This window comes from Vibrio sp. 10N.286.46.A8 (genome assembly GCF_041470165.1).
In the GTDB taxonomy this organism is placed as follows: Bacteria; Pseudomonadota; Gammaproteobacteria; order Enterobacterales; family Vibrionaceae; genus Vibrio; species Vibrio tasmaniensis_A.
Genome location: NZ_JBFRLX010000069.1, coordinates 1 through 13,652 on the forward strand (window position 1 = coordinate 1; position 13,652 = coordinate 13,652).

The following is a 13,652-nucleotide window of genomic DNA, read 5'->3' on the forward strand; positions in this document are numbered from 1 at the left end:
GGCTTTACTCTATTGGAAGTGATGGTTGTTGTGGTTATTCTTGGTGTTTTAGCTAGCTTTGTTGTTCCTAACCTTTTGGGTAACAAAGAGAAGGCGGATCAACAGAAAGCCATCACGGATATCGTGGCGCTAGAGAACGCGCTAGATATGTACAAACTGGATAACAGTGTTTACCCAACAACGGATCAAGGCCTTGATGGATTGGTTTCTAAGCCAAGCAGTCCAGAGCCTCGTAACTACCGTGACGGTGGCTACATTAAGCGTCTGCCTAACGACCCATGGGGCAATGAGTACCAATATTTAAGCCCAGGTGATAACGGTACTATCGATATCTTTACGCTTGGTGCTGATGGCCAAGAAGGTGGTGAAGGTATCGCTGCGGATATCGGTAACTGGAACATGCAAGATTTCCAATAAGCTTCGGTTTATTGTCGCTTGATAAGTTCCTGTTGGTTGAACAGTTCGTGTTAGTTGATACGTTATTGATGGTTGGACGTAAACAGATGGAGTCTACAAGGTGAAAACTCAGCAAACACAGCCAGGTTTCACCTTGATTGAGATTCTTTTGGTGTTGGTATTACTGTCAGTAACGGCGGTCGCGGTGATCGCGACTATTCCGACCAATAGCAAAGATGTTGCTAAAAAATACGCTCAAAGCTTTTATCAACGAGTTCAATTGCTTAATGAAGAGGCTATTTTGAGTGGCTTGGATTTTGGCGTTCGTGTCGATGAAAAGAAATCGACTTACGTTCTGATGGCGCTTAAGTCAGAAGGTTGGCAAGAAGTCGAATTTGAAAAAATCCCCTCTTCAACTGAATTACCGGAAGAACTCGCGTTGTCACTGACTTTAGGTGGTGGCGCATGGGAAGACGATGATCGTTTGTTCAATCCCGGAAGCTTGTTTGATGAAGATATGTTTGCGGATCTTGAAGAGGAAAAAAAGCCCAAGCCACCTCAGATATACATCTTGTCGAGTGCTGAAATGACGCCATTTGTATTGTCGTTTTATCCAAATACCGGAGACACCATACAAGATGGTTGGCGTATTCGCGTGTTGGATAATGGTGTGATTCGACTGCTAGAGCCGGGAGAAGAAGATGAAGAGGAATAACCGTTCTTCTTATCGTTCTCGTGGTATGCCTCTTGGTTCTCGAGGCATGACTCTGCTTGAAGTATTAGTTGCGCTTGCTATCTTTGCTACGGCGGCGATCAGTGTGATTCGTGCTGTCACCCAACACATTAATACCCTCAGTTATCTAGAAGAAAAAACCTTCGCGGCGATGGTTGTTGATAACCAGATGGCCTTAGTCATGCTGCATCCTGAGAAGCTTAAAAAAGCGCAGGGCACGCAAGAGTTAGCGGGAAGAGAGTGGTTCTGGAAGGTGACTCCCATCGATACCAGCGATAATTTATTAAAGGCGTTTGATGTGAGTGCAGCAACCAGTAAGAAAGCTTCTCCAGTGGTCACGGTGCGCAGCTATGTGGTCAATTAAAAGCGTGTGGTCAACTAAGAGCGTGTGGTTAAGTAGAATCGTGTCGTTAGCTAAGAGCAAGTCGCTAAGTAAAAGCATGTCGGCAAATAAGCATACGCCGCGTAAACGAGGTATATCTTCAAAAGGGAGAGGCTTTACTTTAATCGAAGTTTTGGTTTCGATTGCCATCTTTTCCACGTTAAGCATGGCGGCTTATCAGGTGGTAAATCAGGTCCAACGAAGCAACGAACTCTCTATTGAGCGCAGTGCTCGTTTAAATCAACTGCAACGCAGTTTAGTCATTTTAGATAATGATTTTCGCCAGATGGCGGTACGACAATTTCGTACCAATGGTGAAGAAGCATCATCTAAGCTGATCCTAATGAAAGAGTATTTACTGGATTCCGACAGTGTTGGCATTATGTTTACTCGCCTTGGTTGGCACAACCCACAGCAGCAGTTCCCTCGCGGAGAAGTCACCAAAGTAGGCTACCGCACAAAAGAGGAAACGCTTGAGCGTGTATGGTGGCGTTACCCCGATACACCTGCCGGCCAACAAGGTGTGATTACTCCTCTGCTTGATGATGTTGAGAACCTGGAGTTCGAGTTTTATGACGGAAGCCGCTGGGGCAAAGAGTGGCAAACCGATAAATCACTGCCTAAAGCGGTGAGACTTAAGCTGACACTGAAAGATTACGGTGAGATAGAACGTGTTTATCTCACACCAAGTGGCGCCTTAGATCAGGTCGATGATTCTTCAAACAGTGACTCTTCAGGCAGTAATGAGGGGAATAATGATTCATCAAACTAATAAGCCAGCACTGACAAGGTCTGCTGTGGGGCGTAAACAGCGTGGTGTCGCGCTGATCATTATTCTGATGCTTTTGGCGATCATGGCAACCATAGCTGGCAGTATGTCGGAGCGTCTGTTTACGCAATTCAAGCGCGTTGGCAATCAACTGAATTACCAACAGGCTTACTGGTATAGCATTGGTGTAGAAGCGCTTGTCCAAGACGGTATTAGGCAAAGTTATAAAGATAGTGATACGGTGAACTTAAGCCAGCCATGGGCGTTAGAAGAGCAGGTATACCCATTGGATTATGGCCAAGTTAAAGGGCGTATCGTTGATGCGCAGGCTTGTTTCAATCTTAATGCGCTCGCTGGGATTACGACGACATCAAGTAACCAAACCCCTTATTTAGTGAAGGTTTGGCAAACCTTACTGGAAAACCAAGATGTGGAGCCTTATCAGGCTGAGGTTATCGCAAATTCAAGTTGGGAATTTCTGGACTCTGATACTCGAGCCACCTCTTCTACGGGTGTAGAAGACAGCACTTATGAGGCGATGAAGCCAGCTTATTTGGCGGCGAATGGCTTAATAGCGGATGAATCGGAGCTGCGAGCCGTTTATCAGGTCTCTGGTGAGGCAATGGAAAAGGTACATCCATTTATTTGTGCTTTGCCCACTGATGATTTCCGATTAAACGTGAATACCATCTCCGAAAAGCAGGCATCTTTACTGGAAGCAATGTTTGCACCCGGTCTAAGTGAATCGGACGCCAAACAGCTGATAGACAAGCGCCCATTTGATGGCTGGGATTCGGTGGATGCGTTTATGGCTGAGCCTGCTATTGTTGGTGTGAGTGCTGAAATCAGCAAACAAGCGAAAGCATATTTAACTGTAGATAGCGCCTATTTTGAGCTAGATGCAGAGGTATTAGTTGAGCAGTCTCGTGTACGTATACGAACGCTTTTCTATAGTAGTAATAGAGAAACAGTGACGGTAGTACGCCGTCGTTTTGGAGGAATCCGTGAGCGAGTTTCTGACCGTTCGACTGAGTAGCGAGCCACAAAGCCCAGTGCAGTGGTTGGTTTGGTCGACAAGCCAACAAGAAGTGATAGCAAGTGGTGAGCTGTCTAGCTGGGATCAGCTTGATGAGTTAACGCCTTACGCTGAAAAGCGTAGCTGTATCGCTTTATTGCCGGGAAATGAGTGCTTAATTAAGCGTGTTGAAATTCCGAAAGGTGCTGCTCGCCAGTTCGACTCTATGCTGCCATTTTTGTTAGAAGACGAAGTGGCACAAGATATAGAAGACTTACATCTAACCATTTTAGATAAAGATGCAACGCACGCTACTGTGTGTGGTGTAGATCGCGAATGGTTAAAACAAGCTTTAGACCAGTTTCGCAAAGCCAATATTATTTTCCGTAAGGTGCTGCCAGATACACTAGCCGTGCCTGTTGAAGAACAAGGCATCAGTGCGTTGCAGATCGACCAACATTGGTTATTGCGTCAAGGTCACTCTCAACGTCAAGGTAACTATCAAGCCGTATCAATCAGCGAAGCATGGTTAGCGATGTTTTTGCAAAGTGATTGGGTTGTCGTTGATGACGAAGAAAAGCCTGCGACGATCTTCAGTTACACCTCAATGCCGAGCGGCGACGTTCAGCAGCAAAGTGGAGTGGAGTGGCAAGCTAAGCCTGCGGAATTGGTGATGTCCTTATTGAGCCAACAAGCGATCACAAGCGGCGTAAATTTACTGACGGGCACCTTTAAAACCAAATCTTCTTTCAGTAAATATTGGCGTGTATGGCAGAAGGTGGCGATCGCTGCTTGCTTGCTGGTGGCCGTGATTGTGACTCAACAAGTGTTGAAGGTGCAGCAATACGAAGCACAAGCACAAGCCTATCGCATGGAGAGTGAGCGTATCTTTAGAGCCGTTCTGCCAGGTAAACAACGAATTCCGACAGTAAGCTACCTTAAGCGTCAGATGAATGACGAAGCTAAGAAATACGGTGGCTCAGGCGATGGTGACTCCTTACTTGGTTGGTTAGCATTGCTGCCAGAAACGTTAGGACAAGTGAAATCGATCGAAGTCGAAAGCATTCGCTATGATGGCAATCGCTCTGAAGTTCGATTACAAGCTAAAAGCGCTGATTTTCAACATTTTGAGACGGCTAAAGTGAAACTTGAAGAGAAGTTTTCCGTTGAACAAGGGCCATTGAACCGTAATGGCGATGCCGTATTTGGTAGTTTTACCCTTAAGCCCCGTCAGTAACTGCGCAAGGAGATCAGTGATGAGAAATATAATTGAGCCACTCCAAGCGTGGTGGACTTCAATAAGTCAAAGAGAGCAACGATTAGTCGTTGGTTGCTCAATTTTATTGGTAGTAGGTATCATTTATTGGGGGCTAATACAGCCCCTCAGTCAGCGAGCTGAACTGGCACAGAGTCGCATTCAAAGTGAAAAGCAACTACTGGCTTGGGTTACCAATAAAGCCAATGAGGTGGTTGAACTAAGAGGCAATGGTGGCATTAGTGCTAGTCAGCCTCTGAATCAATCCGTGCCCGCATCTATGCGTCGCTTCAAGATTGAATTGATACGAGTGCAACCACGTGGCGAGATGCTGCAAGTGTGGATTAAACCTTTGCCATTTAATCAATTTGTTGATTGGCTGACATACCTGAAAGAAAAGCAGGGTGTTGAGGTTGAGTTTACGGATATTGATCGCTCTGATAGCCTTGGGGTTATTGACGTCAACCGACTACAGTTTAAATGAGGTTAATGTGAAACGCGGTTTATCTTTTAAGTATGGTTTGTTATTTAGCAGCATCTTTATCGTTTTTTTCTCGGTAAGTTTGTTGCTGCACTTGCCGGCTTCTTTTGTTCTCAAACATGCGCCCGTTGTACGTGGTTTAAGTATTGAAGGTGTTGAGGGTACGGTTTGGCAAGGTCGCGCTAACAATATTGCGTGGCAGCGTGTCAATTACGGCTCAGTGCAGTGGGACTTCCAGTTCTCTAAACTATTCCAAGCCAAAGTAGAACTTGCGGTTCGCTTTGGACGTAACAGCGACATGAACTTATCTGGTAAAGGGCTTATCGGGTATAGCATGAGTGGTGCTTACGCGGAAAACTTAGTGGCATCAATGCCAGCTAGCAACGTGATGAAATATGCGCCTGCTACCCCAGTGCCAGTGTCTATTGCAGGACAAGTTGAACTGACTATCAAACATGCGGTTCATGCTCAACCTTGGTGTCAATCGGGTGAAGGTACGCTTGCTTGGTCGGGCGCTGCGGTTGATTCTCCGGTTGGCTCGTTAGATTTTGGCCCTGTGATTGCTGACATCAGTTGTGAAAACAGCACTGTTTCAGCGAAAGGTAATCAGAAGAGTGCTCAAGTTGATAGTGAGTTTTCTGCGAGCGTAACGCCAAATCAAAGCTACACCTCGGCTGCATGGTTTAAGCCGGGCGCTGAATTTCCACCTGCGATGCAGAGTCAGCTTAAGTGGTTGGGCAATCCTGATAGCCAGAGTAAGTACCAGTTTACCTACCAAGGTCGTTTTTAATCCGGTATCTACTTCTGAACTAGCATCCGCTGGTTATCAAATAACGAGATATAGAAAATGGGCACCTCAATGAGGTGCCCATTTTGTTTGAATGCTTAACTGCTTAACTGCTTAACTGCTTAACTGCTTAACCGCGATCAAAGCCGTCGAGTTTAGTCTTTGCCTTGTAAGATTTCTGCCCACGGTAAGTCAGCATCACCAAGTACAATGAAGTTCGGGTTCTCAAGCGTCTCTCTTTCATTGTACGAAAGCGGCTCTAACTGGGTACTTAAGATTCGTCCGCCAGCTTCTTCAACAATGCACTGGGTTGCCGCGGTATCCCACTCTCCGGTTGGTCCAATACGTAGATAACAATCGACAGCTCCTTCTGCGACTAAACATGCCTTAAGCGCAGCAGAGCCAAGAGGAACTAAGTCGTAGTTCCAAGCAGAGCTCATACGGTTAGTGATTCGATTGATGTCTTGGCGACGGCTGATTGCCATCGCGATCGATTGGTTTGGCAGCTCGTGACGATGCGTTTTGATTTTAACGCTGTCATTAAGGTCTGGAATTTTCCATGCACCTTTACCACTGTAAGCGTAATAACTCACACCTGAAACCGGTGCGTATACCACGCCCATTACTGGCTTGTTGTGTTCGATTAGGGCAATAATTGTCGCGAAATCGCCACTTCGTGCGATGAACTCCTGTGTACCGTCCAGCGGGTCAACCAACCAGTAGCGATCCCATTGAGAACGTTGCTCTAGGCTGATATCAGCGGCTTCTTCCGATAACACCGGAATATCAGGTGTCAGTTCGCTAAGTTTTTTCGAGATCAGTTTATGAGCGGCGAGATCAGCACTAGTGACGGGCGTATCATCACTCTTGGTAAACTCTTCGTAATCTTTTTTCTCGTAGATCTCTAAGATCAGTTGCCCAGCAGAGCGAGCAATCTCAATGACAGAGGGCAGCAGGTGAGACAAATCTTTTGTTATTGGCATAAATATTCTCTTACTCTTCGAGTGATTCTGACTGTTTTAATTATTGTTTAATACGCGAAGGGCTAATAGTAGGGCGGTAATACTGCGAGCCTCACAGAAGTCGAGATGCGTTAACAGTTCTTCGGCTTGAGCAAGTGGCCAGCGCACAATGTCTAGTGGCTCTGGTTCATCACCTTCTAGTTTCTCTGGGTAGAGCTCTTCTGCGATAAACAGCGTCATCTTGCTAGAGAAATAAGAGGGTGCAAGGATCACTTCTTTTAGAGGAGTCAGCTTGTTGGCACCAAAGCCAATCTCTTCTTTTAGTTCACGAACGGCGGCTTCATTTGGTTGTTCGCCTGGATCAATTAGACCTTTTGGGAAGCCGAGTTCATAGCGCTCTGTACCCGCAGCGTATTCACGTACTAACAGAATATCGCCTTGTTCAGTAATCGGAACCATCATGACTGCGTTTCGGCCGCTGGGCTTCATACGTTCGTAAGTGCGCTCTTCACCGTTTGAAAAGCGTAAATTGAGAGACTCGATAGAGAACAGTTTTGATTGAGCGACAGTTTGCTGAGCCAAAATTTCTGGTTTGGTCCTTTTTGTCATTGCGCTCACTCCTTAACTCATTGGAATTCTTTCTTATAAAGTCATTCTAATATAGGGGAAATGACGGTGAGTTCCTAGATCCCAGCTTTCATATCCTAGAATTATTGGATCAGGAACCGATTGCGATCACTTGAATACCTTACTGCAAATGGTAACGCCTCACCATTATTGGTATTGAACGGGAAATATACGGTTCAGGAGTGCTTTCGCTGTTTTAAACACAAAAAAAGGTTGATGCTTGCGCATCAACCTTTTCATTGAATCTTTAACTATCTACTGGCTAAGACTGTATGAGTGCTTAGTTGTAGGAGCACTTAGTTGTAAAGTGCCTAGTAGTAAACATGATTAGTAGTAAGAGTGCTCACCACGATCGTGTTCAGTTGCATCACGAACGGCTGTCAATTCACCTTCGAATTGTTGAAGAAGTTCTTTCTCGATGCCTTCTTTTAGCGTTACATCAACCATAGAACAACCGTTACAACCACCGCCGAATGCAACGATAGCAGCACCTTCTTCAGTGATCTCTACTAGGCTAACGTGACCACCGTGGCCAGCAAGCTGTGGGTTCACTTGGGTTTGGATTGCATACTCAACACGCTCTATCAGAGTTGCGTCGTCTGATACTTTACGCATTTTAGCGTTTGGTGCTTTAAGTGTTAGTTGAGAGCCCATTTTGTCAGTCACGAAGTCAATCTCAGCTTCGTCTAGGAATGGCAGGCTTAACTCATCTACGTATGCAGAGAATGCTTCGAAAGACAGTTTTGTATCAGACGCTTCGATAGCATCTGTTGGGCAGTAAGAAACACCACACTCAGCGTTTTGTGTGCCTGGGTTTACCACGAACACACGAATGTTTGTACCTTCAGGCTGCTGTGACAGCAGATTGGCAAAGTGAGTTTGAGCTGTTTCTGTAATAGTAATATTTGACACGACGAATACCTGAGTAGATTTGTAGGTTATTAGCGCCATTCTACTCCTGTCAGACTTGTAATTCAGCCCTTTTTTGTTGGATTGCTGTACAAGTAGCGATTCACAGCTTCTATCCAGAGGGCTCAGGAGTGCGGCAGATGCAGTAAATATCAATCCTTTTCACACCTACTTCAAGTAGTAATTGGCATAATTGATACACAGTACTGCCGGTGGTTACAACATCATCAATTATCGCGACGTGAGAGGGGATGTTTCCTTGAAAGTCTTGTTTTCGAAGCGTAAAAGCACTCTTTAGATTGTGCAATCGTGCGGATTTAGTTAGCCCTTGCTGAGAAGCTGTTGAGCGAATTCGACGGAACAGCACCTCATCTTTAACGCCAAGTTCTTGAGCTGTGTAATTAGCGAGCAGCTGACTTTGATTAAAGCCACGGTGAATGTATCGACGCCAATGCAGAGGAACACTGGTGAGCATCGAAGCAGGATGTTCGATACGTGAAGCCAATAGCTTTGACAGATCGCGTGCAAACCAAAACTTATCGGCGTACTTCATTTGCTGAATGTAACGTGCTGTTGGAAAGGTGTAGTCCCCAACACAATAGAGACGATGCCAAGGTGGAGGCTGTGATAAACATTGCCCGCACTGCTCTACTGTGAGCAGCGTTTTTAAACCACATCGTTGGCAGCGAGGAACTGGATCAAAGAGTTTGAGACAAGAATTACACCATCTAGGGTGAGTATCGCTGTGCGACTTATCTAGCTTACACAGGTGGCATTGAGGTGTGACCAGACGTGGTGTGTGTTTTTGTAGCCAATCAGATAACATAGCTCGTGATGCTTTTGGGTTATGGTGTTCCTTTTACTCACAATACTGAAAAGCGCGGATTATCGCTGATGGAAAAAGTAGGGAATATCGAGAATGAGTGACACGTTATATTGGCATGTTTCTGGGCAAGGGCCTGATTTAGTGTTGGTTCACGGCTGGGGAATGAACGGTGCGGTATGGCAACAAACCGTTGATGCGTTAGAAGCTGATTTTCGAGTGCATGTTGTTGACCTTCCTGGGTATGGACACAGTTCTCATTGCCACGCTCAAGATCTTGAAGAGATAGCTCAGCAACTGTTGGCCGAAGCTCCAAAGCAGGCTATTTGGGTCGGTTGGTCACTGGGTGGCTTGGTCGCAACACACATGGCTTTGCATCACTCAGATTACGTAAGCAAATTGGTGACTGTTGCCAGTTCTCCTAAATTCGCCGCTGCAAAAGAACCCGTGTTATGGCGAGGCATTCAGCCAAACGTATTAAGCGCATTTACCGAACAGCTGGTTGAAGATTTCCAAACCACTATCGAACGCTTTATGGCACTGCAAGCCATGGGCAGCCCTTCTGCAAGGCAAGATGTAAAACAACTCAAGCAAGCGGTACTGTCTCGTCCGCTTCCGAATCCTGATTCTTTATTGGCCGGCTTAAAGATGCTGTCTGATGTTGACTTGCGTGAACAACTGCCGGAGATTTCAGTGCCTATGCTGCGTTTATACGGGCGACTGGATGGATTGGTGCCAATCAAGGTAGCAAAAGATCTGGGTAGAGCGCTACCTCATACCGAGCAATATATATTCACGCAGTCTTCACATGCGCCGTTTATGACAGAAGCCGATGCCTTTTGCAGTGAACTAGTTAGCTTCGCGCAAAAATAATCACTAAATTTATTGCCGGATTGGTCGATATATAACCTAATACCAATCACAGTAAGTAAGTGTTCAAAAATAGTGTAGGAAAAAGGCTTGAAAACAAGGCTGCTTTTTTTTTGACAAGTAGTTTTGATAAGTAGTTATTCTACAGTCAAAAGTTCTAACGCCGTTATCGAGCATTTTAACAAGCTAGGATGAGCAGTTATTTACTACGATTGGTATAACACCAAGGCATTGCATGATACTCAGACCTAACTCTCTCATGAGTTGATTGCGGTAAGTTGGGCTATGCCTGTTGTGCTGACTCAGTACGACAGTGTTATGGCAACAGTGATGGGCGATTCTTGAGGAGAGTTCGCGATGATTGTGTCACCTGCAACTGCAGTAAGTGTGCCACTAATCGCCCCGTCCGTTAATGTGCAAACAGAGCAAGTTGCGCGTGATAATAGAGTCCGAGAACCTGTTGCTCCCGCAGTAGCATTGGCGAGAACCAATGCAGAGCGTAAGGTAAAATCAGACGATAAACGAAGGCAGCAGTCGGCTTGGGATCCTTCAGACCATCCAGGTTATGAAATGGAGAACGAGTCAGAGGCCAATTCGGTTAGCCATGAAAAGCCACAAGATCCTTTTGACAGGCTGTTCAGCTTATTGGCTCTGAGAACATACAGTGCTGATCAAGGAAAGGGCTATACCATGCGTTTCCGCCTGCCAAAGCATGTTTTAGATGCGGCGATTCAGGAGGGACAGATGGAGAAACGACGTAAGGTCATAAAATATCATTATGGTCATGCCGTTGCGCCTCATGCTCCATCAGAGATGCTAGTCGTGTTGTAAGTCGAAAACTTATGACCCAACCAAGCTTCGATGTCTTTTTTGAACACATAATAAAAAAACCTGCATACCCTAAGGGATGCAGGTTTTCTGTTTTAAGCACATCCGTTTTGCAGACGAGCTAACGGATTACTTTTTCGCTTTAGCGAAGGCAGCTGCGAAAGCACCGCCCATCGCAGCGTTTTGTTGCGGCTCCTCACGACGGCGTTGTCCACCTTGTGAGTTTTGATTTGGTCGGCTTTGCGTACGAGGTGCACTTGAACGTTGTGCGCGGTTATCTTGTCCAGGTTCATCTTTCATGCGCATGCTTAGTGCAATACGTTTACGCTGAACATCCACTTCCATCACCTTCACTTTCACGATATCACCCGCTTTCACCACTTCACGTGGGTCAGCGACAAAGCGATCGGTCAGCGCTGAAATGTGTACCAAGCCGTCTTGGTGAACACCAATATCTACGAACGCACCAAAGTTTGCCACGTTTGAAACCACACCTTCTAAGATCATGCCAGGTTCCAAGTCAGACATGCTATTTACGCCATCGGCGAACGTCGCAGTCTTGAACTCAGGACGAGGATCTCGACCCGGTTTATCCAGCTCTTTGATGATGTCGGTTACTGTCGGTACACCAAAATTCTCATTAGTGTAATCAACCGCATGTAAGCCACGTAAGAAGTCTGTGTTACCTACCAGAGACTTGATGTCTTTGTGGTTTTTCTCGGCGATGGTTTTCACCAATGGGTAAGCTTCTGGGTGAACCGATGATGCGTCTAGCGGGTTCTTACCATCCATGATACGTAGGAAGCCAGCACACTGTTCAAAGGCTTTTGGTCCTAAACGAGCGACTTTTTTCAAGGTAGTACGCGCTTCGAAACGACCATTCTCATCACGGAAGTCGACGATGTTTTGAGCGATGGTGCTAGAAAGACCAGCGACACGAGTCAGAAGCGCGGCAGAAGCGGTATTCACATCAACACCAACGGCGTTTACACAGTCTTCGACAATCGCGTCTAGGCGCTTAGCAAGCATGGTTTGGCTCACATCGTGTTGGTATTGGCCCACACCGATCGATTTAGGGTCAATCTTCACAAGCTCTGCCAGTGGATCTTGTAGACGACGCGCAATAGACACCGCACCACGAATCGAGACATCCATGTTCGGGAACTCTTTTGCCGCTAGCTCAGAAGCAGAATAAACCGATGCGCCCGCTTCGCTAACAATGATTTTCTGTGCTGTTAGGTTGCCACGCTTAATCACATCAGCAACAAAGCTGTCTGTTTCGCGTGAAGCGGTACCATTACCAATCGCAATCAAATCAACATTGAACTGGCGAACCATCTGCTCAACCACGTGTGCAGATTTGTCGTATTGCTTCTGTGGTGGGTGAGGGTAAATGGTTTCTGTTGCTAGAACCTTACCGGTTGAATCCACCACGGCGATTTTCGAACCAGTACGTAAACCCGGATCCAAGCCCAACGTTGCACGAGGGCCAGCAGGCGCCGCCATCAACAAGTCTTTAAGGTTGGTTGCGAATACCTCAATCGCTTCGATCTCGCCGCGTTCTTTCATAGCGCCCATAAGCTCAGTTTCCATGTGCATAGAAACCTTGATGCGCCATGCCCAGCTAATCACTTGCTTACGCCATGCATCCGCAGGAGCGCTGCTCAGGGTAATACCGTAGTGATCAGAGATGATGTTCTCGCAGTAAGAACCACGTACACCTTCTTCTTGTTCAGGGTCAGCATTCATTGCCAACGTTAAGAAGCCTTCATTTCGGCCTCGCAACATGGCTAACGCACGGTGTGAAGGTACTTTGTTTAGCGTTTCGTTATGTTCGAAGTAGTCTTTGAACTTCTCGCCAGCTTGTTCTTTGCCTGCCACGACACGTGAAACGAGCTCAGAGTTACGAGTTAGATGTTGGCGAATCTTTTCAAGTAGGTTTGCGTCTTCTGCAATACGCTCCATCACGATTGCACGTGCCCCATCGAGTGCGACTTTAGTATCAGCAATACCTTTATCGCTGCTGATGAAGTTAGCGGCTTCGGTTTCAGGATCGTGCTGTGGTTCATTCCAAAGTGTATCGGCAAGTGGTTCTAAGCCTGCTTCGATTGCGATTTGACCTTTGGTACGACGCTTTGGTTTGTATGGCAGGTATAGATCTTCTAGGCGCGTCTTACTGTCGGCTTGAGTGATATCACGCTCCAGTTCTGGCGTGAGTTTGCCTTGGTCTTGAATCGATTTTAGGATCGTTTGGCGACGATCGTCTAGCTCGCGAAGGTATGAAAGGCGGCTATCAAGGTTACGTAGTTGGGTATCGTCTAAGCCACCCGTGACTTCTTTACGGTAGCGGGCAATAAAGGGAACGGTGTTACCGTCGTCAATTAGGTTTACTGCGGCGATGACTTGCTCTGAACGAACATTCAGTTCTTCAGCGATCAGTCGACAGATAGCTTGGCTCATCCGATGAATCTCTTATTTAATATCATGACAAATACATGGGGGTGAGCGTACGCTTTTTCTAGCTTTGACTGTGTAATTATCCTGTCAGAAGTCCAATTTCCGTTTCTGATACCCACTTTGTGCGAGATCTCTCACACGTGGTGTGCGACTAAGTCACTTTAAATCGATGAAATCGTCTTAAAATAAATCTAAGTTACTGATTTTATTTGTTTGTGTGATTGTGGGCGTATTTCTCACCTGAAATGTTTTTTGGGACTGTCTAGGAAACTTGCCCAAATACCGTAATATTTAACTTGTCGACAGGGAGTTGGCAGGAACAGGAAAAAGCCTAACGGACTAGGTATCTTCAGGATGA

15 protein-coding genes are annotated in these 13,652 nt (G+C 46.1%); 10 read left to right on the forward strand and 5 right to left on the reverse strand.

Annotation, left to right across the window (positions count from 1 at the left end; all coding sequences use genetic code 11):
• From gspG to AB4232_RS08040, 8 genes are all read left to right on the forward strand, one after another.
• Nucleotides 1–417: type II secretion system major pseudopilin GspG (gene gspG / locus AB4232_RS08005; protein WP_372086874.1), on the forward strand; the 417-nt coding region annotated here is incomplete at its 5' end.
• Between the two features lie 100 nt (nucleotides 418–517).
• Nucleotides 518–1,111, forward strand: a complete 594-nt coding sequence (gspH, locus tag AB4232_RS08010; protein WP_017099561.1) for a type II secretion system minor pseudopilin GspH — start codon at nucleotides 518–520, stop codon at nucleotides 1,109–1,111.
• Complete coding sequence (gene gspI / locus AB4232_RS08015) at nucleotides 1,098–1,493, forward strand: type II secretion system minor pseudopilin GspI (protein WP_372086875.1); 396 nt, start codon at nucleotides 1,098–1,100, stop codon at nucleotides 1,491–1,493. Before gspH ends, gspI begins: the two co-directional genes overlap by 14 nt.
• Nucleotides 1,480–2,283, forward strand: coding sequence for a type II secretion system minor pseudopilin GspJ (gene gspJ / locus AB4232_RS08020; protein ID WP_372086876.1), 804 nt, complete (start codon nucleotides 1,480–1,482; stop codon nucleotides 2,281–2,283). Before gspI ends, gspJ begins: the two co-directional genes overlap by 14 nt.
• Nucleotides 2,267–3,316 (forward strand): type II secretion system minor pseudopilin GspK, encoded by a 1,050-nt coding sequence (gene gspK, locus AB4232_RS08025; RefSeq protein ID WP_012603008.1) that lies wholly within the window; start codon nucleotides 2,267–2,269, stop codon nucleotides 3,314–3,316. The genes gspJ and gspK overlap by 17 nt, the downstream gene beginning before the upstream one ends.
• The gene (gspL, locus tag AB4232_RS08030) at nucleotides 3,285–4,532 is read left to right on the forward strand and encodes a type II secretion system protein GspL (protein ID WP_372086877.1); all 1,248 of its coding nucleotides are present in this window, start codon (nucleotides 3,285–3,287) and stop codon (nucleotides 4,530–4,532) included. The genes gspK and gspL overlap by 32 nt, the downstream gene beginning before the upstream one ends.
• A 19-nt stretch (nucleotides 4,533–4,551) precedes the next feature.
• The gene (locus tag AB4232_RS08035) at nucleotides 4,552–5,034 is read left to right on the forward strand and encodes a type II secretion system protein M (RefSeq protein WP_372086878.1); all 483 of its coding nucleotides are present in this window, start codon (nucleotides 4,552–4,554) and stop codon (nucleotides 5,032–5,034) included.
• Nucleotides 5,035–5,041: 7 nt separating this feature from the next.
• Complete coding sequence (locus AB4232_RS08040; protein ID WP_372086879.1) at nucleotides 5,042–5,821, forward strand: type II secretion system protein N; 780 nt, start codon at nucleotides 5,042–5,044, stop codon at nucleotides 5,819–5,821.
• Between the two features lie 152 nt (nucleotides 5,822–5,973).
• Here AB4232_RS08040 and cysQ read toward each other — a convergent pair whose 3' ends face one another.
• The 4 genes from cysQ to AB4232_RS08060 form a co-directional block, all read right to left on the reverse strand.
• Nucleotides 5,974–6,801 carry a 3'(2'),5'-bisphosphate nucleotidase CysQ gene (cysQ, locus tag AB4232_RS08045; protein ID WP_009848015.1) on the reverse strand — a complete coding sequence of 276 codons (828 nt, stop codon included), beginning with the start codon at nucleotides 6,799–6,801 and terminating at the stop codon, nucleotides 5,974–5,976.
• A 36-nt stretch (nucleotides 6,802–6,837) separates the two neighbouring features.
• Nucleotides 6,838–7,389, reverse strand: a complete 552-nt coding sequence (gene nudE / locus AB4232_RS08050; protein ID WP_372086880.1) for an ADP compounds hydrolase NudE — start codon at nucleotides 7,387–7,389, stop codon at nucleotides 6,838–6,840.
• Nucleotides 7,390–7,734: 345 nt separating this feature from the next.
• A complete protein-coding gene (gene nfuA / locus AB4232_RS08055; protein WP_009848013.1) occupies nucleotides 7,735–8,319 on the reverse strand; it encodes a Fe-S biogenesis protein NfuA in 585 nt (194 codons plus the stop codon).
• Nucleotides 8,320–8,428: 109 nt separating this feature from the next.
• The gene (locus AB4232_RS08060) at nucleotides 8,429–9,142 is read right to left on the reverse strand and encodes a ComF family protein (protein ID WP_372086881.1); all 714 of its coding nucleotides are present in this window, start codon (nucleotides 9,140–9,142) and stop codon (nucleotides 8,429–8,431) included.
• 93 nt (nucleotides 9,143–9,235) lie between these two features.
• Between AB4232_RS08060 and bioH the strand changes: the two genes are divergently transcribed.
• Both bioH and AB4232_RS08070 read left to right on the forward strand, forming a co-directional pair.
• The gene (bioH, locus tag AB4232_RS08065) at nucleotides 9,236–10,012 is read left to right on the forward strand and encodes a pimeloyl-ACP methyl ester esterase BioH (RefSeq protein ID WP_009848011.1); all 777 of its coding nucleotides are present in this window, start codon (nucleotides 9,236–9,238) and stop codon (nucleotides 10,010–10,012) included.
• A 354-nt stretch (nucleotides 10,013–10,366) separates the two neighbouring features.
• Nucleotides 10,367–10,840 carry a hypothetical protein gene (locus AB4232_RS08070; protein WP_009848010.1) on the forward strand — a complete coding sequence of 158 codons (474 nt, stop codon included), beginning with the start codon at nucleotides 10,367–10,369 and terminating at the stop codon, nucleotides 10,838–10,840.
• A 126-nt stretch (nucleotides 10,841–10,966) separates the two neighbouring features.
• Here AB4232_RS08070 and AB4232_RS08075 read toward each other — a convergent pair whose 3' ends face one another.
• Complete coding sequence (locus tag AB4232_RS08075; RefSeq protein WP_372086882.1) at nucleotides 10,967–13,297, reverse strand: Tex family protein; 2,331 nt, start codon at nucleotides 13,295–13,297, stop codon at nucleotides 10,967–10,969.
• Nucleotides 13,298–13,652 lie beyond the last annotated feature (355 nt).

Coding starts and splice junctions, on each gene's coding strand:
- AB4232_RS08035 (WP_372086878.1), top strand. CDS start 4,552: ATGAGAAATATAATTGAGCCACTCCAAGCGTGGTGGACTTCAATAAGT.
- AB4232_RS08070 (WP_009848010.1), top strand. CDS start 10,367: ATGATTGTGTCACCTGCAACTGCAGTAAGTGTGCCACTAATCGCCCCG.
- gspJ (WP_372086876.1), top strand. CDS start 1,480: ATGTGGTCAATTAAAAGCGTGTGGTCAACTAAGAGCGTGTGGTTAAGT.
- cysQ (WP_009848015.1), bottom strand. CDS start 6,801: ATGCCAATAACAAAAGATTTGTCTCACCTGCTGCCCTCTGTCATTGAG.
- AB4232_RS08075 (WP_372086882.1), bottom strand. CDS start 13,297: ATGAGCCAAGCTATCTGTCGACTGATCGCTGAAGAACTGAATGTTCGT.
- gspI (WP_372086875.1), top strand. CDS start 1,098: ATGAAGAGGAATAACCGTTCTTCTTATCGTTCTCGTGGTATGCCTCTT.
- AB4232_RS08060 (WP_372086881.1), bottom strand. CDS start 9,142: ATGTTATCTGATTGGCTACAAAAACACACACCACGTCTGGTCACACCT.
- gspK (WP_012603008.1), top strand. CDS start 2,267: ATGATTCATCAAACTAATAAGCCAGCACTGACAAGGTCTGCTGTGGGG.
- bioH (WP_009848011.1), top strand. CDS start 9,236: ATGAGTGACACGTTATATTGGCATGTTTCTGGGCAAGGGCCTGATTTA.
- nudE (WP_372086880.1), bottom strand. CDS start 7,389: ATGACAAAAAGGACCAAACCAGAAATTTTGGCTCAGCAAACTGTCGCT.